Source organism: Acinetobacter sp. NRRL B-65365 (assembly GCF_001605865.1).
In the GTDB taxonomy this organism is placed as follows: domain Bacteria; phylum Pseudomonadota; class Gammaproteobacteria; order Pseudomonadales; family Moraxellaceae; genus Acinetobacter; species Acinetobacter vivianii.
Map to the genome: position 1 here is coordinate 30,742 of NZ_LRPD01000010.1, position 22,376 is coordinate 53,117.

At 43.5% G+C, this 22,376-nt stretch carries 18 protein-coding genes and 4 tRNA genes; 15 read left to right on the forward strand and 7 right to left on the reverse strand.

All coding sequences use genetic code 11. The annotated features are described in order from the left end of the window. The first annotated feature begins 34 nt into the window (after nucleotides 1-34). The 12 genes from AWW72_RS06595 (at nucleotide 35) to AWW72_RS06650 (ending at nucleotide 8,910) form a co-directional block, all read left to right on the forward strand. On the forward strand, nucleotides 35-526 hold the full coding sequence (locus AWW72_RS06595; RefSeq protein ID WP_062846804.1) for a hypothetical protein: 492 nt from the start codon (nucleotides 35-37) through the stop codon (nucleotides 524-526). 160 nt (nucleotides 527-686) lie between these two features. Beyond that, on the forward strand, nucleotides 687-1,004 hold the full coding sequence (locus AWW72_RS06600; RefSeq protein WP_004774947.1) for a DMT family transporter: 318 nt from the start codon (nucleotides 687-689) through the stop codon (nucleotides 1,002-1,004). Between the two features lie 18 nt (nucleotides 1,005-1,022). Then, a complete protein-coding gene (locus tag AWW72_RS06605; RefSeq protein WP_062846805.1) occupies nucleotides 1,023-1,511 on the forward strand; it encodes a methylated-DNA--[protein]-cysteine S-methyltransferase in 489 nt (162 codons plus the stop codon). Nucleotides 1,512-1,859: 348 nt separating this feature from the next. After that, nucleotides 1,860-3,080: a bifunctional glutamate N-acetyltransferase/amino-acid acetyltransferase ArgJ gene (argJ, locus tag AWW72_RS06610; RefSeq protein WP_062846806.1), complete on the forward strand. Its 1,221-nt coding sequence runs from the start codon at nucleotides 1,860-1,862 to the stop codon at nucleotides 3,078-3,080. Between the two features lie 143 nt (nucleotides 3,081-3,223). Continuing rightward, a complete protein-coding gene (gene nadA / locus AWW72_RS06615; protein WP_004774940.1) occupies nucleotides 3,224-4,288 on the forward strand; it encodes a quinolinate synthase NadA in 1,065 nt (354 codons plus the stop codon). Between the two features lie 140 nt (nucleotides 4,289-4,428). Next, nucleotides 4,429-4,505, forward strand: a tRNA-Pro gene (locus AWW72_RS06620). A gap of 70 nt (nucleotides 4,506-4,575) precedes the next feature. Beyond that, nucleotides 4,576-4,652: transfer RNA gene (locus AWW72_RS06625), tRNA-Arg, on the forward strand. Nucleotides 4,653-4,687: 35 nt separating this feature from the next. Further along, nucleotides 4,688-4,763, forward strand: a tRNA-His gene (locus AWW72_RS06630). 4 nt (nucleotides 4,764-4,767) lie between these two features. Further along, nucleotides 4,768-4,844: transfer RNA gene (locus AWW72_RS06635), tRNA-Pro, on the forward strand. 142 nt (nucleotides 4,845-4,986) lie between these two features. After that, on the forward strand, nucleotides 4,987-5,622 hold the full coding sequence (locus AWW72_RS06640) for a nuclease-related domain-containing protein (RefSeq protein ID WP_062846807.1): 636 nt from the start codon (nucleotides 4,987-4,989) through the stop codon (nucleotides 5,620-5,622). 177 nt (nucleotides 5,623-5,799) lie between these two features. Further along, nucleotides 5,800-7,404: a GMC family oxidoreductase gene (locus AWW72_RS06645; protein ID WP_062846808.1), complete on the forward strand. Its 1,605-nt coding sequence runs from the start codon at nucleotides 5,800-5,802 to the stop codon at nucleotides 7,402-7,404. Between the two features lie 330 nt (nucleotides 7,405-7,734). Then, nucleotides 7,735-8,910, forward strand: a complete 1,176-nt coding sequence (locus AWW72_RS06650; protein WP_062846809.1) for a zinc-binding dehydrogenase — start codon at nucleotides 7,735-7,737, stop codon at nucleotides 8,908-8,910. Nucleotides 8,911-8,981: 71 nt separating this feature from the next. Here AWW72_RS06650 and AWW72_RS06655 read toward each other — a convergent pair whose 3' ends face one another. The 4 genes from AWW72_RS06655 to betI all read right to left on the reverse strand — a co-directional run bounded on the left by AWW72_RS06655 (nucleotide 8,982) and on the right by betI (nucleotide 13,708). Continuing rightward, nucleotides 8,982-9,764 carry a TorF family putative porin gene (locus AWW72_RS06655; RefSeq protein ID WP_062846810.1) on the reverse strand — a complete coding sequence of 261 codons (783 nt, stop codon included), beginning with the start codon at nucleotides 9,762-9,764 and terminating at the stop codon, nucleotides 8,982-8,984. Nucleotides 9,765-9,831: 67 nt separating this feature from the next. Continuing rightward, nucleotides 9,832-11,526, reverse strand: coding sequence for a choline dehydrogenase (betA, locus tag AWW72_RS06660; protein ID WP_062846811.1), 1,695 nt, complete (start codon nucleotides 11,524-11,526; stop codon nucleotides 9,832-9,834). A 90-nt stretch (nucleotides 11,527-11,616) separates the two neighbouring features. Further along, nucleotides 11,617-13,089, reverse strand: coding sequence for a betaine-aldehyde dehydrogenase (gene betB, locus AWW72_RS06665; protein ID WP_062846812.1), 1,473 nt, complete (start codon nucleotides 13,087-13,089; stop codon nucleotides 11,617-11,619). Continuing rightward, nucleotides 13,082-13,708 carry a transcriptional regulator BetI gene (gene betI, locus AWW72_RS06670; protein ID WP_005228886.1) on the reverse strand — a complete coding sequence of 209 codons (627 nt, stop codon included), beginning with the start codon at nucleotides 13,706-13,708 and terminating at the stop codon, nucleotides 13,082-13,084. The genes betB and betI overlap by 8 nt, the downstream gene beginning before the upstream one ends. 264 nt (nucleotides 13,709-13,972) lie before the next feature. Here betI and AWW72_RS06675 point away from each other — a divergent pair, with 264 nt between their 5' ends. Both AWW72_RS06675 and AWW72_RS06680 read left to right on the forward strand, forming a co-directional pair. Then, nucleotides 13,973-15,583 carry a BCCT family transporter gene (locus tag AWW72_RS06675; RefSeq protein WP_062846813.1) on the forward strand — a complete coding sequence of 537 codons (1,611 nt, stop codon included), beginning with the start codon at nucleotides 13,973-13,975 and terminating at the stop codon, nucleotides 15,581-15,583. 116 nt (nucleotides 15,584-15,699) lie between these two features. Next, complete coding sequence (locus tag AWW72_RS06680) at nucleotides 15,700-17,760, forward strand: choline transporter (RefSeq protein WP_062846814.1); 2,061 nt, start codon at nucleotides 15,700-15,702, stop codon at nucleotides 17,758-17,760. A gap of 51 nt (nucleotides 17,761-17,811) precedes the next feature. On the opposite strand, the gene AWW72_RS06685 is transcribed toward AWW72_RS06680, so the two are convergent. The 3 genes from AWW72_RS06685 to mqo all read right to left on the reverse strand — a co-directional run bounded on the left by AWW72_RS06685 (nucleotide 17,812) and on the right by mqo (nucleotide 21,272). Further along, entirely contained in the window at nucleotides 17,812-18,267 is a 456-nt protein-coding gene (locus AWW72_RS06685; RefSeq protein ID WP_062846815.1) for a hypothetical protein, read from the reverse strand. A 41-nt stretch (nucleotides 18,268-18,308) separates the two neighbouring features. After that, nucleotides 18,309-19,550 (reverse strand): MFS transporter, encoded by a 1,242-nt coding sequence (locus tag AWW72_RS06690; protein ID WP_062846816.1) that lies wholly within the window; start codon nucleotides 19,548-19,550, stop codon nucleotides 18,309-18,311. Between the two features lie 81 nt (nucleotides 19,551-19,631). After that, nucleotides 19,632-21,272 (reverse strand): malate dehydrogenase (quinone), encoded by a 1,641-nt coding sequence (mqo, locus tag AWW72_RS06695; RefSeq protein WP_062846817.1) that lies wholly within the window; start codon nucleotides 21,270-21,272, stop codon nucleotides 19,632-19,634. 399 nt (nucleotides 21,273-21,671) lie between these two features. Between mqo and AWW72_RS06700 the strand changes: the two genes are divergently transcribed. Then, a complete protein-coding gene (locus tag AWW72_RS06700; protein ID WP_062846819.1) occupies nucleotides 21,672-22,112 on the forward strand; it encodes a GNAT family N-acetyltransferase in 441 nt (146 codons plus the stop codon). Nucleotides 22,113-22,376: the final 264 nt, after the last annotated feature.

Sequence of the window (22,376 nt, forward strand, 5' to 3'; positions counted from 1 at the left end):
ACAGTATCTTTTTTGAGTCATTCATGGTGCATAAATGGCTTTAGAACAACAAGACAATCCAATAAGAGATAAAAATACTCAGGCTACTCCGTCGGGCGAAAAGCCGCAGCGCGTCTCTACTTCTCAGCTTGAACTGATTCCACTTGATGACAGTATGTATGTCAGTTTTTATCATATTCCTGATATGAGGAGTGATGTAGAACAACAACGGGTAAGGCAAGCTCTCATTCCTTTTTCGGAACTGCTCATTGAACATTGCATTGATGTCGATGCCCGTCATTTGGCGCTTTATCATCAAGATCCAATTGAGGTTGTCACAGTGGCTTTGCAGAGCTTAAATCTGGGTGCTGAGCTACAACAAACCATGCCGCATTATGAACCTTTGGAAATTGCAACAGCCAAGAAAAAGACACATGCAGGTCAATTGAACCCTTCAAATGAAAATGCTTTAAGCCAGTTGCAACAGTTTTTATCCAAGCTTATTGAACGTTTCGAACAATGGTTAAAAGCCTTACGAAAGAAATAGGATGAGTCACTGACCAGAGCTAAAAATTTCATGTGAGTTAATACATAACACAGCACATCATGGTTTATTTTACAGTACACTGCTTGGCTTAGGAGGACGACCTCCCTCGAAAGAATCACGTTGGGACGACCCAACCCTTGATAAAGTTGAGCGTAATAAAATGGCGTGGGCAATTTTAGTTTTGGCAGGTATTTTTGAAGTGATCTGGGCATACTCGATGAAGTTGTCTGAAGGATTCACCAAGTTAACGCCAAGTATCATAACGATTGTTTTCATGGTGTTAAGTGTGGTGTTGCTGTCGATGTCAATGCGTACACTTCCGCTAGGAACGGCATATACCATCTGGACCGGGATTGGTGCGATTGGATCTTTTATTGTCGGGATCATGGTGTTAAATGAACCGATGACTGCGATGCGGATGATTGCAGCGGTTTTGATTGTATCAGGTTTGATGTTGATGAAGCTCTCATCAAATTAATGGTTTAAGGAGAACATGATGCAACTGGTTTATATGTATATGGATTCGCCTGTTGGCGCATTAAAGCTGGTTGCACATGATCAGGCATTGGTTGCGGTGATGTGGGATAACGAAGATCATAAACGGGTTCGTTTAGCCGAGTTGATTGAAGATCGCCAGCATCCAATGTTGCATAAAGTGAAACAACAATTAGAAGAATATTTTGCGGGGCAACGTCAGCAATTTGATCTGCCTCTGGATTTTCAGGGAACAGCCTTTCAGCAACAGGTTTGGCAAGCATTATTGAATATTCCTTATGGGGAAACGCGCAGTTATAAAGAGATAGCTGTTCAGTTGGGGAATGAAAAAGCAGTGCGTGCGGTGGGTGCTGCCAATGGCAAGAATCCGATTTCGATTATTGCGCCGTGTCATCGGGTGATTGGTTCGAGTGGGGCTTTGGTGGGTTTTGCGGGTGGTCTGGATAAGAAGCAGATTTTACTCAGTTTAGAGCAAAGCCAAATTCCATAATCTGTATTGTTAATACTCGATTTTTCTGATTATTTAGCATAAGCTTTTAAGGCAAGGTCTGATATATAAACCTTAGTAGATTTTTGATACGCGGAAACGTCACCCTCAACCTGCGTGGTTTAAAGAAGATGCAGATATTTTATTTATGATTGAAATTAGATAAATGCAAGAAATGAACAGGTTTTGCGGATGACAAATGGTTTTGCCTACTTTTCCCGAAAGAAAAGTAGGTCGAGCCGAAGGCTTACCCAGAAATGGGATGAAAGTTCAATAAGACTCCGATGAGAAAAAACTCCTAATTAAATATCAAACTAATATCTTTAAAGCTTAATGAATGGAAGTTTAAAAATGGCTGTTGGTGACGTAACTATGCCACTTATGCATGTGGTGCAGGGTGTAAAAATTGGCTCAACTGAGGCGTATGTACGTTATCCAAATCGACGAGATTTAGTCATTTTTGAATTTGCTGAAGGATCAAAGGTTGCTGGGGTATTTACCCAAAGCGCTTTTGCAGCTGCGCCTGTTCAATTGAGTAAAAAGCATTTAGCAGAAAATACCCCACGTTACCTGATCATCAACACGGGCAATGCCAATGCAGCAACAGGTACAGTCGGTTATAAAAATGCAGAAGCCACATGTGCCAAGTTGGCTGAGTTAGCTGGTGTACAAACCAACCAGATTTTGCCCTTTTCAACAGGTGTAATTGGGGAACAATTGCCGATTGAACGTTTGGTTCAAGGCATTCAGCCTGCATTAAATGAGTTAAATGCAGATCGTTGGGCTGAAGCGGCATCTGGCATCATGACCACAGACACCACACCGAAAGGCGCATCTGAGCAGTTCGAACTGGATGGCGTGACTTATACCATGACTGGTATCAGTAAAGGTGCGGGTATGATCCGTCCGAATATGGCGACCATGTTGAGTTTTGTTGCGACTGATGCACCGATTAGCCAAGAACTGGTACAGCGTTTATTGCGAACCACGGTTGAGCATTCCTTTAACCGCATCACGATTGATGGTGATACATCGACCAATGACTCTTGTATCTTTGTGGCTACAGGTTTGGCCGGTGGCGCTGAAATCCAGCGTCAGGATGATGCGCGTTATCAACACGTTCTTGCCGTGCTTGCACGTATTATGGATCGTTTGGCGCAATTAATCGTACGTGATGGTGAAGGTGCAACCAAATTCATTACGGTTCAGGTTGAGGGTGGAGCAAATACGCAAGAGTGTTGTGATGTGGCGTATAGCGTTGCAGAGTCACCACTTATTAAAACTGCATTATTTGCTTCAGATCCAAACTGGGGACGTATTGTGATGGCCATTGGTAAGGCGGGCGTGCCAAATCTGGACAGTAGCAAGGTTCAAGTCTGGTTGGGCGATGTGCAAATCTGTCTGGATGGTGGTGCAAACCCTGACTATACCGAAGAAGCTGGCGCTGCGGTGATGGCTGAAAAAGAAATTACCATTCGTATTGATCTTGGTCGTGGTACGGCAAAAGACACGGTTTATACCTGTGACTTTTCTTATGACTATGTAAAAATTAATGCCGATTATCGCTCATAAATTTGCGTTATAATGAAGCCTCCACAGTGGGGCTTTTTTTATAAGCTGGTTTGTGGACAGTGTGATTCTCAACAAATAATCACCCAGACACCCACGTTATAGGTTTGCAGTAATGCAAGCACGCAGGATAGAGAAGACGTTTTATGAATGATGCGAATTTAATTGCGAACGAAGCCAAAAATATTGTGCAGGCGCATTTAGATCGTTTGGGTGAGCCAAAGGACAATAGCCTTAGCCCAGAAGTGAAACAAGAAAAGTTCGCTCAAATCGCAGCAGAACTTAAAAAACGCAATGCTGTGCTTGTGGCGCACTATTACTGTGATCCAGAAGTGCAAGAGCTTGCTGAACTGACAGGTGGTTGTGTTTCTGACTCATTGGAAATGGCGCGTTTTGGTCGTGATCATCCTGCGACAACATTGGTGGTGGCTGGTGTGAAGTTTATGGGGGAAACCTCAAAAATCTTATCACCTGAGAAAACGGTATTGATGCCGACTTTGGAAGCAACGTGCTCACTTGATCTAGGTTGTCCAGTGGATGAGTTCGCTGCATTCTGTGATCAACATCCTGATCATACTGTAGTGGTCTATGCCAATACCTCAGCAGCAGTGAAAGCCCGTGCAGATTGGGTAGTGACTTCAAGCTGTGCGGTTGAGATCATTGAACATCTCGATAGTTTAGGTGAAAAAATTATTTGGGCGCCTGATCAGCATCTAGGTCGCTATATCCAGAAAAAAACCGGCGCTGACATGTTGCTATGGGATGGTGCTTGTATCGTACATGAAGAATTTCGTGCCCGCGGTATTACACAAATGAAAGCGCTTTATCCAGATGCAGCGGTTTTGGTGCATCCTGAGTCACCTGAATCGGTGGTGGATATTGCAGATGCAGTGGGAAGCACTTCGCAACTGATCAAAGCAGCTCAGACTCTACCGCATAAGCAAATGATCGTAGCAACCGACCGTGGTATTTTCTATAAAATGCAACAAGCAGTGCCAGACAAAGAATTATTTGAAGCGCCAACCGCAGGTGAGGGGGCAACTTGTCGTTCATGTGCGCATTGTCCGTGGATGGCAATGAATGAACTTGATGGAATTCTGCATGTATTACAGCATGCTGATCAAGAAATACACGTTGATCCAGCTTTGGCGGAACGTGCTAAATTGCCTTTAGATCGAATGTTGAACTTTAGTGCCTCATTAAAGCGTTAAAAAGCATCAAGATGCTTGTTAAATATACATTTGGTAAGGATTTTTAATATTTTTGAAAAATAGGTGTTGACGTTCCAGAGCGTCGCGCCTAGAATGCACACCGTACCGCACGATGTGCGATACACTAAAAGCTGAGAAATCGGAGCATAGCACAGCCTGGTAGTGCACCTGGTTTGGGACCAGGGGGTCGTAGGTTCGAATCCTACTGCTCCGACCATTTAAAATAGTGTTGTAAAACATTAGTTTAAGATCGGCGAAGTATCGCTTGATATTATTATCATCGTTATGCGCCTGTAGCTCAGTTGGATAGAGCATCCGCCTTCTAAGCGGATGGTCACAGGTTCGAATCCTGTCAGGCGCGCCATTTGGTCGCTTGGTACATAGAACTAAATTTTGATGGTGGATGTAGCTCAGTTGGTAGAGCCCTGGATTGTGATTCCAGTTGTCGCGGGTTCGAATCCCGTCATTCACCCCAATTTCGGAGCATAGCACAGCCTGGTAGTGCACCTGGTTTGGGACCAGGGGGTCGTAGGTTCGAATCCTACTGCTCCGACCATCATCTTAAAGATGAGATAAAATACCGCTAATTTAGCGGTTTTTTTACGTCTGGATTTTTTCCTATCCTAAAATATGATATTTATAAAACTTATTAAAATTATTTTGTTAAACATTTAAAAATTATAAGTGGGATCGGGGATATGTTTTTCTATTTCATTCTGATGTTTATTCTATTCATTTTGATTGCTTATCTAAAATCACCACATTTTAAAGGTAAAGTCGGTGAGATGCAGGTTTCAGCCGATGTGACTAAGAACCTAGGTGAAGAATATATCTTATTAAATAACTGTACGCTGCCAGATCGCGAACAAGGTACCACACAAATTGATCATATTCTAATAAGCCCTTATGGGGTTTTTATTATCGAAACCAAAAATTATACAGGCTGGATTTTTGGCAATGCACGGCAAAAACAGTGGACGCAGAAAATTTATAAAAAAAGTTATAAGTTTCAAAACCCTTTGCATCAGAACTATAAACATACCAAAGTACTGGAAACGGTTTTAAATGATGTTGTAGCACCTGAATATATTCATTCGGTTATTGTATTTACCGCACGGAGTGAATTTAAAACAGAAATGCCTGAAAATGTATGTCGTGGTAAATCATGGTTGAAATATATAAAAGGTTTTAATCAAGAAGTGATTAGTCCGATGAAACAAAAAAGAATTCGTTATCGCATAGAAAAAGAAGTGCTGGAGCCTTCTTGGAAAACAGACCGACAGCATGTGGAACACTTAAAACAGAAAAATCTGGAGAAAGAATCTGTTTCCTGATTTTGAATACTGGCGATTTACTTCATGTGATTTGCGCGATTTTACGCTTGTGGTTTGATCGAGATCACGTTAACTTGCATTTTATGTATTAACTTGTTTATACAACGATAACAGTATTGAAATGCCAGATTTGGCATAATATTGCCGCTTTTTAAAAAGAAAAAACAGAGTATAGAGATGACACAAACAGCTTTTGATTTTGTAATTATAGGTGGTGGTTCAGCAGGTTCGGTGCTGGCTGGACGATTAACAGAGAATCCTAATTTTTCGGTATGTTTATTAGAAGCGGGCGGAGAGGGTAATAGCTGGCTTGTGAATACACCTGCCGCCGCTGTCATCAGTATTCCCACTAAAATTAATAACTGGGCTTTTGAAACGATTCCACAAAAAGGCCTGAATGGCCGTAAAGGTTATCAACCGCGTGGTAAATGCTTAGGTGGAAGTTCTGCGGTCAATGCCATGGTCTATATTCGCGGACATCGTAGTGACTATGATCACTGGGCAGCCTTAGGCAATACGGGCTGGTCGTATGAAGACGTGCTGCCTTATTTCAAAAAATCAGAACATAATGAACGTATCCATAATGAATATCATGGTCAGCATGGTCCCTTAAATGTCAGTGAGTTATATTCAGATAACCCTTATCAGAAAACATTTATTGAGGCGGCAAAGCAGGTCGGTTATCCATTGAATGATGATTTCAATGGCGCTGAACAAGAAGGCTTAGGTGTTTATCAGGTCACCCAAAAAAAGGGCGAGCGCTGGAGTGCTGCGCGTGGTTATTTATTCCCTTATTTAGGCAAACGTCCGAATCTGCATGTGGTTACGCAAGCTAAAGTTTCACGTATTGTGATTGAAAATGGTCGCGCGGTTGGAGTGGAATATAAACATAAAGGTCAAACCACGATTGTCAAAGCCAACAAGGAAGTGTTGCTGTCGGCAGGTGCTTTCCAGTCACCACATATCCTGATGCTTTCGGGTATTGGCCCACGTCAGGAACTGGAAAAGCATGGCATTCCCGTAGTTAAAGAACTTGCGGGAGTGGGTGAGAACCTGCATGACCATCCGGACTTTATCTTTGCCTATAAAACCAAGCTGATGGATGGCACTTTTGGCGTCTCAATGGGCGGTAGTTTGGATCTGTTTAAGCAGATCGGGCTGTACCGTAAAGATCGCCGTGGTCTGCTAACGACGAACTATGCAGAGTGTGGTGGCTTCTTAAAGAGTCGCCCTGAGCTAGATAAACCGAACTTGCAATTACACTTTGTGATCGCCGTGGTGGATAACCATGCCCGTACCATGCATATGGGGCACGGGATCTCATGTCACGTCTGTTTGTTGAATCCACGTGCACGTGGTTCAGTCAAACTCAGTGGTAAGCATGTGGATGATCCATTACTCATCGACTTTAAATTCCTTGAAGATGAACAGGATCTTCAAGATATGGTAGATGGTTATAAAGTCACGCAAAAGTTGATGCAGGCACCCGCTTTACAAGACAAAATCAAAGAAGATATGTTCACGGCCAATGTAAAAACGGACGATGAAATCCGTGAGGTTTTACGTCAACGTGTCGATACGGTTTATCACCCTGTTGGTAGTTGTAAAATGGGCGTAGATGATATGGCTGTGGTTGATCCTGAACTGAAAGTATATGGCGTTGAAGGCCTGCGGGTCATTGATGCGTCTATTATGCCAACGGTGGTCAATGGCAATACCAATGCGCCTACGATTATGATTGCAGAGAAAGCGGTAGATATGATTCGGCAGGCTTGGAAGTAATTGCTAAGTTATGGGAGCTAAGGTATTTGCCTTAGCTCTTTTTATTTGGGGAGATGTTTCGAGTAGGAATTGAATAAGAATATAATTTTCCAAGGCTTTGTGAAAATAATTGAAACAGTGCTTATGCATGTTGTTCTGGGCAAAAGAATAATCTGAAATTAAAATATAAGTTGTAGCTGACCTTATTTATTCAAGATATTTATATTTCGGTCATAGGTTTTGACAATTATCCTTGTCAGGATTAAGGAAAGTGTTGTTTGCTCATTTCCTCAGCCCATCAGAACAAGCTGAAAAGTGAATAATTGGAATAAAACAAAAAAGGAATATCCTATGAAATCTCTGGTCTGTCATAACGCCCAACTGCAACTTGAAGATTCGCTTGAACTGATTCCAGCCAAAGGGCAGGTCTTACTGGAAGTGGTGCGTTGCGGGATCTGCGGTTCGGATTTGCATATGCAACATCACTGTGACCACATGCATGATTTGGCAGCACGAGTTGGTTTTAATGGCGTGGCAAAATCTTCCGATAAACTGGTTTTTGGTCATGAATTTTGTGGCAAGGTCTTGGATTATGGCCCGAAAACACGTCGGAAATTGAAAGCGGATACCTTGGTTTGTGCGATGCCTTTATTAAATGTTGATCCACAGGGTTATGTTCCGACAGGTTTGTCGCCAACTGCTTCAGGGGGCTATGCAGAGCAGGTTCTGGTGCAATCCAGTTTGATGTTTGCAGTGCCGAATGGTTTAGATGCGGATCGTGCAGCATTAACTGAGCCAATGGCAGTGGCTTTACATGCAGTACGTCGTAGCCGAATCAAGAAAAATGAACCTGCCATCGTGATCGGTTGTGGTCCTGTGGGTTTGGGCGTGATTATTATGCTCAAAGCGGCAGGCGTTAAAACCGTGATTGCCAGTGATTTTTCACCAAATCGTCGTCGTCTGGCTGAACAATGTGGTGCAGATATCTTGATTGATCCTAAACAGCAATCTCCATTTAGCAACTGGAAAGAGCTGGGCTTACTGGGCAATGTCTCTGAAGCCATTAATATGGGAATGGGACTTTTTGATAAGGTTCAAACCTACTCATTACCGTGGGTCAATGCCATGCGAGTGGGAGATAAGCTTGGAGTATTGCCAAAACGTCCCGTGATTTTTGAATGTGTGGGTGTGGCAGGGATCATGCAGCAGATTCTGGAAGGTGCACCGTTATTCTCCCGTATTGTAGGCGTGGGGGTGTGCATGCAAAGCGATAAGATTGAACCAGCATTGGCGATCAATAAGGAGCTGGAAATCCAGTATGTGCTGGGTTATACACCACTTGAGTTTCGTGACACGCTGCATATGATTGCAGAAGGAAAAGTGGATTGTTCGCCATTGATCACGGGTGTGGTCGGGCTGGAAGGGGTGAGCAATGCCTTTGATGCGTTACGTGATCCAGAGCAACATGCCAAGATTCTGATTGATCCAAAACGTGCAGGATCAACGATTGAATTGATCAAGTCTTAATATCAAAATTAAATAAAGCCGCTCTCAACGAAAGCGGCTTTATTATGGGCACTTGATTGATATTTGCTTATTTAAAAGGTTTTGGTCAGCGAAAATGTCACTGTTGAATCAATTGGATTCGAGATTTTGGCGTTTGGATTACCATTACTATATTGCTGATAAAAACCGTCTTTATCCCATGCTTTGCTATAGGTCAGGCTGCTGGACAGGTTATAGGGTAATTCTTTGTTCACTGCAAAACTGGCATCCTGAAAGTTTGCCGCAGAAAAGTTTTTGATGCGTTGATTGCCATAATGGGCATTGACTGACCAGCCTTGTGTGATCGGTTGATACCAGTTCACATCCAGATAACCTGAGCCGCGAGAATGTTGGTTATTTCCCATGCCTAGCGTATCGGAATTATTCCCAAAATAGTCTTGTGTATAGGTAATGGCATATTTAACGCTTAACGGACCGTAACTGATTTCAGGGATGATTTCCCCATAGTCAAAGCGGGTGTTGCCTGTGTCAGCCGTGGTTTTTGCGCCTGGATAATAGTAATAGGCAACTTTAGTCCCGACCGTAAAATCCCCGATCGTACGGCTATAACCCGTATATACATCCCATTCAACAGAGGCATCACGAATAAAGTGATCGCTTACAGTCGATGCCCATGTCCCTGCATAAAAACCGCTGTCATGGTTGTAGTCCAGTCCACCCTGTAAGGCAGGTTTACCCCAAGTTTGCTGGAAACCACGTGAAACGTATTGGCTGGCCGCAGTGATATTGGCAGAGTAAGGTGAGGTGGGTTCAGTTGCGTGAGTGCTTTGAAAATAAAAAGCGAAAGGTGCAATTACGAATAAGGTTTTTTTCATCATTTCTCCCTGAATGAAGTGAAACCCGAAGCCTAAGCCTCGGGTATCCCCTAAAGGAATTTCATGCTTATTGTATTGGACGTAACGGCGCTTGGCGTGCTGGTGTTGTACCCGCTTTGTAATAACCCGCCTCTGAACGCGGCAATTTTTTACCACGGATCTGATCGGCAATTTTTTCTGCGATCATGATGGTGGTGGCATTCAGGTTACCAGTAATGATCAATGGCATGATTGAGGCATCGACCACACGCAAGCTTTGTACGCCGTGAACACGACCTTGACCATCTACAACCGCCATCTCATCTTCACCCATTTTACAGCTACATGAAGGATGGAATGCTGTTTCCGCATGGGTACGGACGAATTCATCTAGCTCAGCATCAGTCTGGATATGTTTACCCGGGCTGATTTCTTCACCGCGATATGGATCGAGTGCGGGCTGTGCCATGATTTCACGGGTGATACGGATTGCATCACGGAACTCGCGCCAGTCTTGCTCAGTTGACATGTAGTTGAACAGGATACTTGGATGCTCAAACGGATCCTTTGATTTCAACTTGATACGACCACGCGAAGGTGAACGCATTGAACCGACGTGGGCTTGGAAACCGTGTTCTTTCACCGCATTACTACCGTTGTAGTTAATCGCGACAGGTAGGAAGTGGTACTGGATATTCGGCCAGTCAAATTCTTCCGAACTACGGATAAAACCACCCGCTTCGAACTGATTGCTCGCGCCAATGCCAGTACCGTTGAATAGCCACTCAGCGCCAATCGCAGGCTGGTTATACCATTGCAGGGCAGGATAAAGTGAAACAGGCTGCTTACATTGATATTGCAAGTACATTTCCAAATGGTCTTGCAGGTTTTCGCCGACACCTGGTAAATCATGAACTACATCAATGTCCATCGATTTCAGGAAGGTACTTTCACCCACCCCTGAACGTTGCAGGATTTGTGGTGACGCAATCGCACCTGCGCAAAGTAAGACTTCACGTTTGGCCTGTGCCTGTTTCAAATTGGCTTTGTCTGCACCAATAATATATTCCACGCCCACAGCCTGTTTTTGATTGAACAGGATGCGGTTGGTGGTGGCATGGGTAATGATGGTTAAGTTTGGACGACCTTTGGCTAGATCCAGATAACCACGCGCGGTACTTGAACGACGACCATTTGGTGTTACGGTACGATCCATTGGACCGAAGCCTTCCTGTTGATAGCCATTTAAGTCATCGGTACGAGGGTAACCCGCCTGTACGCCTGCTTCAACCATCGCATGGAATAGCACATTGTTGCCATTTTTAGGCGTTGCCACTGACACAGGGCCATCACCACCGTGATAATCATTGGCACCAATGTCGCGAGTTTCAGCTTTTCTGTAATAGGGTAAGCAGTCTGCATAAGTCCAGTCTTCCAGACCTTTCATGGTTGCCCACTGATCCAGATCCATGGCATTACCACGGATGTAGCACATCCCGTTAATGAGAGAAGAACCACCTAAACCTTTACCGCGACCACACTCCATACGGCGATTGTTCATGTGTGGTTCAGGGTCGGTTTCATAAGCCCAGTTATAGCGACGACCTTGTAATGGGAACGCCAACGCAGCTGGCATTTGAGTACGGAAATCTAAACGGTAGTCTGGGCCACCGGCTTCCAATAATAAAACAGACACATCTTTGTCTTCAGTCAGACGTGTTGCGAGCACATTTCCGGCAGATCCTGCGCCAATGATAATGTAATCGTATGCTTGAGTATTCATCGTTATCCCTTTTGTATTCTGGAGAGTGCCAGCGCAATCAAGTGATAGCGTGGCACATAGGATTAATCTTGAGGGTGAAGGGTGAGCGCATTAGAAAATGCTTTGATACTCACCTAACTCAACTTGAATAGATTTGATACGGGTGTAATGACCCAGTGTGGTTAAGCCATTTTCACGGCCTACGCCAGATTGCTTATAGCCACCTACTGGCATTTCCGCAGGGGATTCACCCCATGTATTGATCCAGCAAATACCTGCTTCAAGCTGGTGAATAATGCGATGTGCTTTAGTAATGTCTTGAGTCACCACACCTGCTGCCAGACCGAAATCTGTGGCATTGGCACGGCGAATCACTTCTTCCTCAGTTTCATAGCTCAGAATGCTCATGACTGGGCCAAAGATTTCTTCCTGCACAATCGCCATGTCATCTTGGCAATCACTGAAAACGGTTGGTAATACATACGCGCCTTTGGCTAGATCACCTTCAGTGGCACGGCCACCACCGATCAACACTTTCGCACCTTGCTGTTTGCCAGACTCGATGAATGACAACACTTTTTCCATATGCGGGAAGCTGGTGAGTGGGCCAAAATTGGTTTGCTCAGCCATTGGATCACCCATACGAATACGTTTTACACGTTCCACAACGGCTGCTTCAAAATCAGCGAGCATGGCTTTTGGTACAAATACACGCGTACCGTTGGTACATACCTGACCAGAACTAAAGAAGTTGGCCATCACTGCAATATCAGCGGCACGGTCAAGATTGGCATCATCACAAATAACGAGTGGAGATTTACCACCAAGCTCCATCGTCACTTCTTTCAACGTCGAACCCGCAGCACTTGCCATCACTTTCTTGCCAGTTTCGACACCACCAGTGAACGAGATTTTTTCAATCACTGGGTGTTCAGTCAGCCATTGACCAATATCACGACCAGCGCCTTGTACTACGTTAAATACGCCGTCTGGTAAGCCTGCTTCGGTATAGATTTCAGCAAGTTTGAATGCAGTCAGTGGCGTGGTTTCGCTTGGTTTGAAAATCATGGCATTACCTGCAGCGAGGGCAGGGGCAGATTTCCACATTGCGATTTGAATTGGATAGTTCCATGCACCGATACCAGCCACTACACCGAGGGGTTCGCGACGGGTATAGAAGAAGCTTGATTCGCGAAGTGGAACTTGTTCACCTTGAATGGCAGTCGCAAGGCCTGCGTAGTATTCAAGTACATCTGCACCCGTTACGATATCGACAGTCGATGTTTCGCTGTAGGCTTTACCTGTATCGAGGGTTTCTAACTGAGCCAGTTCATCATTACGTTCGCGTAAGATATCAACTGCACGACGCAGGATACGAGAACGTTCCATTGCGGTCATGGCAGCCCAGATTTTCTGGCCTTGTTGTGCGCTTTGAACAGCCGCTTCAATGTCTTGTTGTGACGCTTGTTGAAGTGTTGCGATCACTTCACCGTTGGCAGGGTTAATACTGGTAAATGTTTTACCACTGGTCGCTGCGACATAACGTCCGTGGATATACAATTGATGAACTTGTGCATCACTCATTCTGTTTCTCCTGCAAAGGCTTGTTCGCAAATTGCAATTGCGTTTTTACATAATCGTAAGCAATGGAACGTGCCAGCTGGCTGTCAAACTCGTCATGACTGCTTAAACTGCCACGTAACCATAATCCGTCAATCAAAGCCGCCAATCCGCGGGCGGCAATGCTTGCCTGTTGTTTATCATCGACCAACATGAGGAAATAATGTTTCAGGTTGGAATACAGGCGTTGATCATTAATTCGTTGTAAACGTCCAAGTTCGGGAAGGTGCATACTTGCAGACCAAAAGTCTAACCAGACCCGCATGGCTTGTTTGTTGACCTGACTAATATCAAAGTTGGAATCAATAATGGCCTTGATCTGGCTTTCTGGATGTGGATCTGCTTCGGTTTTATATTGGTCAGTTTTCTGACGCAAAACGTTGAGCATCTCCTGCATACAGGTATTGATTAAACCCTGCTTGTCACCAAAATAGTGACTCACAATACCGGTTGATAGTTCGGCCTTTTTTGCAATCTGTGCAATGGTGGTATTGGATAACCCCACTTCAGAAATCACATAAAATGCGGCGTTAATAATTTCTTCACGTCGCACATGTTCCGGTTTTACTCTACGCTTTGTCATGCTTATCCATTTAAAGCCCTGCCAAGGTGCTTTTTATTCAACATTTCTCAATGTAGAGCATCATAACATTTTTTATCATACTTTTTATTGATTGAACGTTCAATCAATAAAAAGTATAATCTGTAAAAATCAATTAATTTTTGCTTGGCAAGAATAGATGTAAAGTAAGAAATCAAGGCTTCTTATGGATAAGAAGGTAAGTACTCAACAGGACTTATCACATTATTTTTTAAGAAAAATACACCAATTGCAAGGAGCAAGAACATGGTGTCAAAAAGTAATGAAGGATCCCCATCCGAACCCATACGTTTAAATTTGTTTGTTTTTTGGAGCTCTGCAATCAGTATAGGCATTTTTGGCCTATTGTTTGTACTGTTTCCAGCCCAAAGCCAGTACTGGCTGACCTATGTGCAAGGGCAGGCAAACAAATTATTTGGCTGGTATTACATGCTGGTCATTATTCTGTGTTTAGGTTTTGTTGCCTGGCTGGCATTTTCGCGCGTCGGACAAATTCCCTTAGGGCGAGATGACGATAAACCTGAGTTCGGTTATCTAGCGTGGGTCTCTATGCTCTTTTCGGCGGGGATTGGTATTGCCTTGCTCTATTATGGCGTGGCTGAACCTGTTGATCACTTCTTGCGACCACCTGAAGGTACAGGCGGAACAATTCAGGCGGCACGGGATGCCATGATGTATAGCTTCCTGCATTGGGGGATTCATGGCTGGGTGCTGTATGCCTTATTAGGTGTAACGCTGGGTTATTTTGCCTTCCGTTTAGATTTGCCGCTGGCACTGCGTTCTGCGTTATATCCGATTTTTGGTGAGCGTATTTATGGTCTGGTCGGTGATTTTGTTGATGGTTTCGGGATTCTGGCGACGGTTATTTCCCTTGTGACCAATCTGGGCATTGGCGCATTAGTGTTGGTGTCGGGCCTCCATTATTTAGTACCAGATATTCCCAATAATCATACAACGCTGATTGCTGTAGTGTTATTGATGATGTTTGTGGCGACCATTACCACGGTAGTTGGTATTGAAAAAGGTCTGGCATGGCTATCGCGTATCAATCTGCGTCTGTTGTATGCCTTATTGTTATTTGTGTTCCTGACTGGGCCAACTAATCATTTACTCAATGGTCTGGTGCAGAACACGGGTGATTACCTCGATCATTTCATTAGTAAAAGTTTCGACATGTATCTTTTCAATGCCAAAGCGGGTGAATGGCAGGGGGCATGGACGGTATTTTACTGGGCATGGTGGATTGCGTGGGCGCCATTTGTCGGCATGTTTATCGCGCGTATTTCTAAAGGCCGTACCATTCGTGAAGTGGTGCTGGGCGTTTGTCTGGTGCCATTGGGCTTTACCTTGGCCTGGATCTCGATTTTTGGAAATACAGCGATTGACCTGATTTTAAATCAAAAGCAGCAAGCACTTGGTGATATGGTGTTGACCGATGCGGCTTTATCTCTATTCAAGCTTCTCGAATATTTACCATTCAACCCCTATATTGCTGGCATTGTTGTTGTGATTTGTTTCGTATTGTTTTTGACCCCCGTGGGTTCTGGTACACTCATGATCGCAAATCTGTCCTCGAAAGGGGGTAGCAATGAAAGTGATTCGCCAATTTGGTTAAGAGTTTTCTGGTCTGTGGTCATTACCATTGTCAGTATTGGCTTGCTTTTGGCAGGGAGTTTCCACTCCATGCAAAGCGCCGTGGTACTTTGTGGTTTGCCATTTTCCGTTATTATTTTGCTGTATATGTTTGGGTTAGCCAAAGCCCTGAAGCAGGATGCTTTACGACCTCAACCGCCGCAAGTAATAGCGCCAGTAACCCCACCATCACATTTTGCAACTGAAAAATCAGAAACATTGTAATTTGGGTAATGACTTTTATTTTTCATTTTTTATTCAGAAATGTCTTTTCATTGAAGATGCAGTGGAAAGACGTGGATGAATATTTTCTTTTTGTTCTCTAACTCCCTGAGGATTGTATGGCAACAGATAATCCAAGAGCGGTTGATGATTCTACATTAGCGAATAAAGATCATTTGAATCGTGTGGTCTTTTATGTTTCAGCTCTACTTATTTTAACATTTGCACTTGTTACGATTTTTTTTAACGATTTTGCCAACCACTTATTGAATGTGGTACTGGCATGGGTCAGTGATAAATTTAGCTGGTACTACCTGTTAGCAGCGACACTTTATCTGGTCTTTGTGGTCTTTATTGCCTGTTCCCGTTATGGCGATATCAAGCTTGGCCCAAAACATTCGAAGCCTGAGTTCAGTCTACTGAGCTGGTCAGCCATGCTGTTTGCGGCAGGGATCGGGACAGACTTGATGTTCTTCTCGGTTGCAGAGCCGCTCTCCCACTATATGAATCCTCCTGTTGGCGAAGGCCAGACCTTTGAGGCGGCCCGTCAGGGGATGGTGTGGACACTATTTCACTATGGTTTAACCGGTTGGGGCATGTATGCACTGGTCGGGATGGCTTTAGGTTACTTTAGTTACCGCTATAATCTGCCACTGACTATCCGTTCTGCTTTATATCCGATTTTTGGTAATAAGATTGATGGCCCGATTGGTCATACCGTCGATACTGCCGCCGTCATTGGTACCATCTTCGGTATTGCGACCACCTGCGGTATTGCGGTGGTACAGATCAATTATGGTCTGCATGTACTGTTTGGCTTACCAGAGAACCTGTGGATTCAGATTGCTCTGATTGGGCTTGCGGTAATCGTCACTATTATTTCAGTGACAGCAGGGGTCAATAAAGGCATTAAGATTTTATCTGAAATCAATATCTATGCGGCAATTGGCTTGATGCTGTTCGTATTGTTCCTCGGAAATACCGAATTCCTGCTCAATGCACTGGTACAAAACTTTGGCGATTATATTAGTCGTTTCCCGAGTCTGGCTCTGGAAAGCTTTGCTTTTGACCGTCCAAAAGACTGGATGAATGCCTGGACCTTGTTCTTCTGGGCATGGTGGGTGGCTTGGTCTCCATTTGTTGGTCTGTTCCTGGCACGTATTTCCCGTGGTCGTACCATCCGTGAATTTGTCTGTGGTACCTTGATCATTCCATTATTGTTCACCATTACCTGGTTATCTATTTTTGGTAATAGTGCCTTACATAGCGTGATCTTTGATGGGAATATGGCATTGGCACAAACGGTATTGACCGATCCTGCGCATGGTTTCTATGACTTGCTGGCTCAATATCCGGGCTTTGCCTTTATTGCGGGTATTGCCACCATTACAGGTTTACTGTTCTATGTGACGTCAGCAGATTCTGGTGCTTTGGTACTGGGCAACTTCACCACCAAATTCTCCAATGTCGATAATGATGCACCGCGTTGGTTACGTATCTTCTGGGCCACTGCAATTGGCTTATTGACTATTGCCATGTTAATGGCAAACGGGATTACCGCCTTGCAAAGTGCCACGGTCATCATGGGATTGCCGTTTAGTTTTGTCATGTTGCTGGTGATGGCGGGTCTGTATAAGTCCTTGCGTTTAGAAGATTATCGTAAAGCCAGTCGCAGCCTGAATGCAGCGCCTGTGGTGGGTAATGTTGATATTCTAAACTGGAAACAGCGTTTGTCTCGCGTTATGCATCATCCTGGCAGTAGCGAAACCCAACGTATGCTCGACAGCGTGTGTAAACCTGCCGTTCAGACTGTTGCAGATGAGCTAGTCAAGCGTGGTATGAGTGTCGAAGTCACCCAAGGTGAAGTGGAAGAGAGTGATACGCTGTATCATCTTGATCTCACCATTTACATCGAAGAAGAGCATAACTTCGTTTACCAGATCTGGCCTGTGCGTTATATCGCGCCGACCTTTAGTGAGCGTGGCAAACGTGGTAAGCAACATTACTATCGTTTAGAAACGTTCCTGTATGAAGGTTCGCAGGATAATGACTTGGTGGGATACACCAAAGAACAGGTGATTAATGACATTCTCGATAAGTATGAACGTCACATGACTTTCTTGCATATCAACCGCATTAGTCCCGGAAACCGTCCTTTGTATCCTGATTCGCAAGATTAGTATTCACAATAAAAAACCTCACGTCATGTGAGGTTTTTTTATTGGATAGTTTTATAAAGCGCCGTGTTGTTGCCAAGTTTCACCTGTTTCATAAGGCGCATATTTTTGTTTTAGTTCATGTAGGGACTGGCTTTGATAGAGCGCAAAAATAATCATGATCAGAAATAAGCCTGCCAGTTTGATCAAGCGTTTATTCTTATACTCATCGGAATATAAATGGAAAATACAATAGAATGCGATAATCAGATAAGTGCAAAACAGTGAGTTAAGCACTAGATAAATCAATAAGGCTGCCGTCACAACGGTGGCAATTCGGTTTTTTAAAATGGTTGGACGAAGGCTGAGTACATTTAAGATCAATAAGCCAAAAGAGGTCCAGAAAAGATAAGCGCTGCCGCCAATAATCACGATATAGATGGATTGCAGGCACAAAAGTACCAGCCATACAAAAATGGAAACAATAATGAACCTAGATGCACCAGAGGATGCGGGCAAAGTGTGTTTCATATGACTTACATTGATTTTTCTAAACAGCGATATAAAAGAATTTAAAAACGAAATTTAAATAACGCTTTGCTTCTGACGCTGGTTAAAGCCACGCAGAGCAAAGAAAGCGTGCCGCCGATCAACATTGCTGGAACCACACTGAAAAAGCGTGTCATCACACTGGACTGCAATGCGCCTAGCTCATTACTAGACGTGACAAAGATGCCATTAATGGCAGCAATACGTCCAAGCATGTCCTTGGGGGGAATAAGTTGCAGTATGGTTTGACGAATGACAATGTTGATACTGTCACAAGCTCCCATAATAATGAGAACTGCGACAGAAAAATAGAGGTGTCTGGTAACAGCAAATAACAATGTGCAACAACCAAATCCTGCAACGGCCATTAACATGATCTGCCAAGGTTTATGTTTGGGAGGATAACGAACCAGAATCATCATCATGATCAGGCCGCCAAACGCAGGCGCAGCACGCAATAGACCGAAACCGTCGGCGCCGATATGTAACACATCCTGTGCAAAAATTGGTAGCAGGGCAATGATGCCACCAAAAAATACCGAGCCAAGATCGAGAAACATGGCCCAAAAAATAATTTTAGTTTTAAAAATAAATTGCAGTGCCTGTTGCAGACTTTTGGCAATCGATTCGGTTTGAAGTTGTGGAAATTGTCTTTTTTGTAAGCGCCAGAGTGCCACGCTACCTGTCATAAATAATCCGACAATAACGCCAAAGGTAATATCAAGATCAAGATGTGCAAGCAAAAAACCACCGATCACGGGGGCAAGGATACCGCAGGCCTGCCAGCACATGCTGGTCCATGTTGCGGCATTGGTATAAAGATGTTCGGGCACGACAAAAGGTCGTAACGAGTTAAAGCATGGACTATAAATACCGCGAATGCAGCCAAATAGAAATAAAAGACTAAAAGTCGAAATCAGTAAGACGGTGGTTGTGATTTTGTCCGACTGAAACAGATCAAAGCACAGCCATAAAGCGATGGAAAGGGGAATGGCAATACTAAAGCTGATCTGCAAAATACGCTGACGATTAAAACGGTCAGCAATATAACCGCCCCATAAAGAGAGCGCCAAAAAGGGTAAGAAATCCATGATCCCAACCAGACCGAGGATGAGTGGATTCTTGGTAATTTGATAAAGATGAAAGGCAATCAGCACTTCCTGAATCAAAACCGCAAAGGTTAAGCAGCATTGATTGATGGTCAATAACTTAAAGTCACGACAGGTAAATGCGGCAAAAGCAGAGGGGCTTACATCGGAAGACATAGATTTAAAAGGCACAGAAAAAATAAAACAAAAAAGGGAAGAGCCGAAACTCCTCCCTTTTGAACTCATTCCTAAGCAGAATTACTGAGCAACAGCTTCAGCTTTTACGACTTTTTTCGCAGGAATCAAGTTTGCTGGTGTCGTATAGTTCAAGCCAAGTGTTGAGCTTGAATAATGACGGATTTGATCAAGCAAGGCTGGATCATTGGCAAGATCTTGACCATAAGAACGGACAATCTCATGCAATTTATCATTCCATACACCTTTAGTTTGCTCTGGGAATGCTTTTTCAAGCAAGTTAAGCATGATGTAAGGTGAAGTAGATGCACCTGGAGAAGCACCCAACAACGCCGTTACAGACTTGTCTTTAGATGCAAAGATTTCTGTACCGAATTGCAATTTAGCTGGTTTGCCCGGTTCTTTCTTGATGATCTGAACACGTTGACCACCTTGTTGTAGATGCCAGTCTTTTGGATCTGCTTCAGGGTAGTATTTTTTCAACTCGTTGAAACGGTCAGCATCCGACATCAATACCTGACTTACGAGATACTGTACAAGGTCCGCATTTTGTAGACCAATTGCAGCCATAGGCAACACGTTGTTCTTGTTGGTTGACGCAAGCAAATCAAGTTGTGAACCATTTTTCAGGAACTTGTTTGAATAGGTTGCGAATGGGCCAAACAATACATATTTTTTACCGTCGATATAACGGGTATCAATATGTGGAACAGACATTGGAGGCGCACCAAGATCAGCACGGCCATACACTTTAGCTGTGTGTTTTGCAGTTACCGCTGGATTGTCAGTTACAAGGAACTCACCACCTACAGGGAAGCCTGCATATTGTTGAGCTTCTGGAAGACCAGTCATTTGCAATAATTTGATTGCAGCACCGCCCGCACCAATAAACACAAAACGTGTTTTTACATGATCAACTTTGCCAGATTTCACATCTTTGAAAGCGACAGACCAAGTGTTGTCGTCATTTTTGCTAATACCAGTAACTTCTGTTGAAGTGCTTAGCTTGAAGTTTGGACTTTTTTCGAGGTTGCCAATCAACTGTTTAGTGATTGCACCGTAGTTCACGTCAGAACCTACGTCCATACGCGTTGCAGCAACTTTTTGTTGAGGATCACGACCGTCCATCACCAATGGAGCCCATTGTTGAATTTCAGCTTTGTCTTCACTCAATTTCATGCCAGCGAATAATGGATGTTGAACCATGGCAGCATAACGCTTTTCCATAAAGTTCACATTGTCGCCCCAGACAAACGCAATATGCGGTACTGGGTTGATGAATGTATTTGGAGTTTCAAGCACACCTTGTTTAACTTGGTAAGCCCAGAACTGTTTTGCAATTTCGAACTGGCTTGCCACGTTGATGGCTTTAGAAATGTCCATTTTACCGTCTTTTTCTTCGGTATAGTTCATTTCCATAAAGCCAGAGTGACCTGTACCCGCATTGTTAAAACCGTTTGAACTTTCTTGTGCAACAGCATCAAGACGTTCATACATGCGGATGTTCCAGTCTGGTTGTAATTCGTTGAGGTAAGTACCTAAAGTGGCACTCATGATCCCGCCGCCGATGAGTACAACATCGACAGTCGGCTCGTCATTTGCTGTTTTAATTGCCTTAGACGCAACTGGTCTAAAAAGAAAGGCAATTGCAATAATAATTAGTACTACGAGCAGTACTAATAAATATTTCCAAAATTTTTTCATTCAATTTACCTTAAAAATTAAATGACGCTCTATATGACAAACGATATAGAGAGAAAGAATTTAAATGATGATACAGACGCAATAAAGGCACATCAGTCAAGGGATGGCCTTGAAACAGACGTTGGAGGAGTTAGTTCATGAATTTTACTTTAAATTAGACAGTGTTTTGGTTAGCGAATGTTTCAAAATGTACTAATCAAGTCGCTTTTAATTATTTTATGTATTTATATTGTGTAAAGTGGTGGAAAATCTCTCGTTTATGGTTTAGAGAAGTGTGTCACATTTTAACCAAATATACGTTTATAAATTGGTTCTGGTGAAAAAAGCCGATTGGCACTGCCTTTTGTTCAGGGCTGGCTTATGCTTTTGAAGATTAGAAGTGCAAATGGAAATTATAAAGTGAAATTAAGACAGCTGTGCCAGCAAGATCAGCAAAACTGGATGTCATTATGGCAAGGATACCAAACTTTTTATCAGGTTGAGATCAATCCTCAAATTACAGAAAAAACATTTTCTCGTTTACTTGATCCTGATGAAGCGATGTACTGTCTGGTTATTGAAGAGCAAGAGGGGCTGATTGGTTTTGTGCATTTTATTTTTCATCGAAGTACATGGACGATAGGTGACTATTGCTATTTACAGGATTTATTTGTTGCACCGAATGCACGGGTAAAAGGTTTGGGGCGCAAATTAATTGAAGCCGTTTATGAAAAAGCGGCTGAAAGACAATGTTCGCGTGTCTACTGGTTAACGCATGAAAGTAATGAGCAGGCCAGAAGGCTTTATGACAACATTGCTATAAATGCTGGTTTTATCCAATATCGCAAAAATCTGGAATAATTTTTAAAAATTCATTATCTGAACGCTTATGCAATTGTGCTGGAGTATCGGAACTGGCTGGTTGAAGAAGTCAATCAACCACTTCTAGTTGCTAATTTGAACGCCTCTAAAGTTGACGCAGAGATGTTCCTGTTTGTGGTGGATGGAGCGGTGGTGGAGTTGTTGGGAGGGTGTGGTGTGGATAAAGGGGAGTGGTTGAAAGGATGGTTGGTGAGGGTGTAGAGGTAAATTGGGTAGATAAGAGGTATGAGAAAACTATTATAA

Coding starts and splice junctions, on each gene's coding strand:
- AWW72_RS06595 (WP_062846804.1), top strand. CDS start 35: ATGGCTTTAGAACAACAAGACAATCCAATAAGAGATAAAAATACTCAG.
- AWW72_RS06600 (WP_004774947.1), top strand. CDS start 687: ATGGCGTGGGCAATTTTAGTTTTGGCAGGTATTTTTGAAGTGATCTGG.
- AWW72_RS06605 (WP_062846805.1), top strand. CDS start 1,023: ATGCAACTGGTTTATATGTATATGGATTCGCCTGTTGGCGCATTAAAG.
- argJ (WP_062846806.1), top strand. CDS start 1,860: ATGGCTGTTGGTGACGTAACTATGCCACTTATGCATGTGGTGCAGGGT.
- nadA (WP_004774940.1), top strand. CDS start 3,224: ATGAATGATGCGAATTTAATTGCGAACGAAGCCAAAAATATTGTGCAG.
- AWW72_RS06640 (WP_062846807.1), top strand. CDS start 4,987: ATGTTTTTCTATTTCATTCTGATGTTTATTCTATTCATTTTGATTGCT.
- AWW72_RS06645 (WP_062846808.1), top strand. CDS start 5,800: ATGACACAAACAGCTTTTGATTTTGTAATTATAGGTGGTGGTTCAGCA.
- AWW72_RS06650 (WP_062846809.1), top strand. CDS start 7,735: ATGAAATCTCTGGTCTGTCATAACGCCCAACTGCAACTTGAAGATTCG.
- AWW72_RS06655 (WP_062846810.1), bottom strand. CDS start 9,764: ATGAAAAAAACCTTATTCGTAATTGCACCTTTCGCTTTTTATTTTCAA.
- betA (WP_062846811.1), bottom strand. CDS start 11,526: ATGAATACTCAAGCATACGATTACATTATCATTGGCGCAGGATCTGCC.
- betB (WP_062846812.1), bottom strand. CDS start 13,089: ATGAGTGATGCACAAGTTCATCAATTGTATATCCACGGACGTTATGTC.
- betI (WP_005228886.1), bottom strand. CDS start 13,708: ATGACAAAGCGTAGAGTAAAACCGGAACATGTGCGACGTGAAGAAATT.
- AWW72_RS06675 (WP_062846813.1), top strand. CDS start 13,973: ATGGTGTCAAAAAGTAATGAAGGATCCCCATCCGAACCCATACGTTTA.
- AWW72_RS06680 (WP_062846814.1), top strand. CDS start 15,700: ATGGCAACAGATAATCCAAGAGCGGTTGATGATTCTACATTAGCGAAT.
- AWW72_RS06685 (WP_062846815.1), bottom strand. CDS start 18,267: ATGAAACACACTTTGCCCGCATCCTCTGGTGCATCTAGGTTCATTATT.
- AWW72_RS06690 (WP_062846816.1), bottom strand. CDS start 19,550: ATGTCTTCCGATGTAAGCCCCTCTGCTTTTGCCGCATTTACCTGTCGT.
- mqo (WP_062846817.1), bottom strand. CDS start 21,272: ATGAAAAAATTTTGGAAATATTTATTAGTACTGCTCGTAGTACTAATT.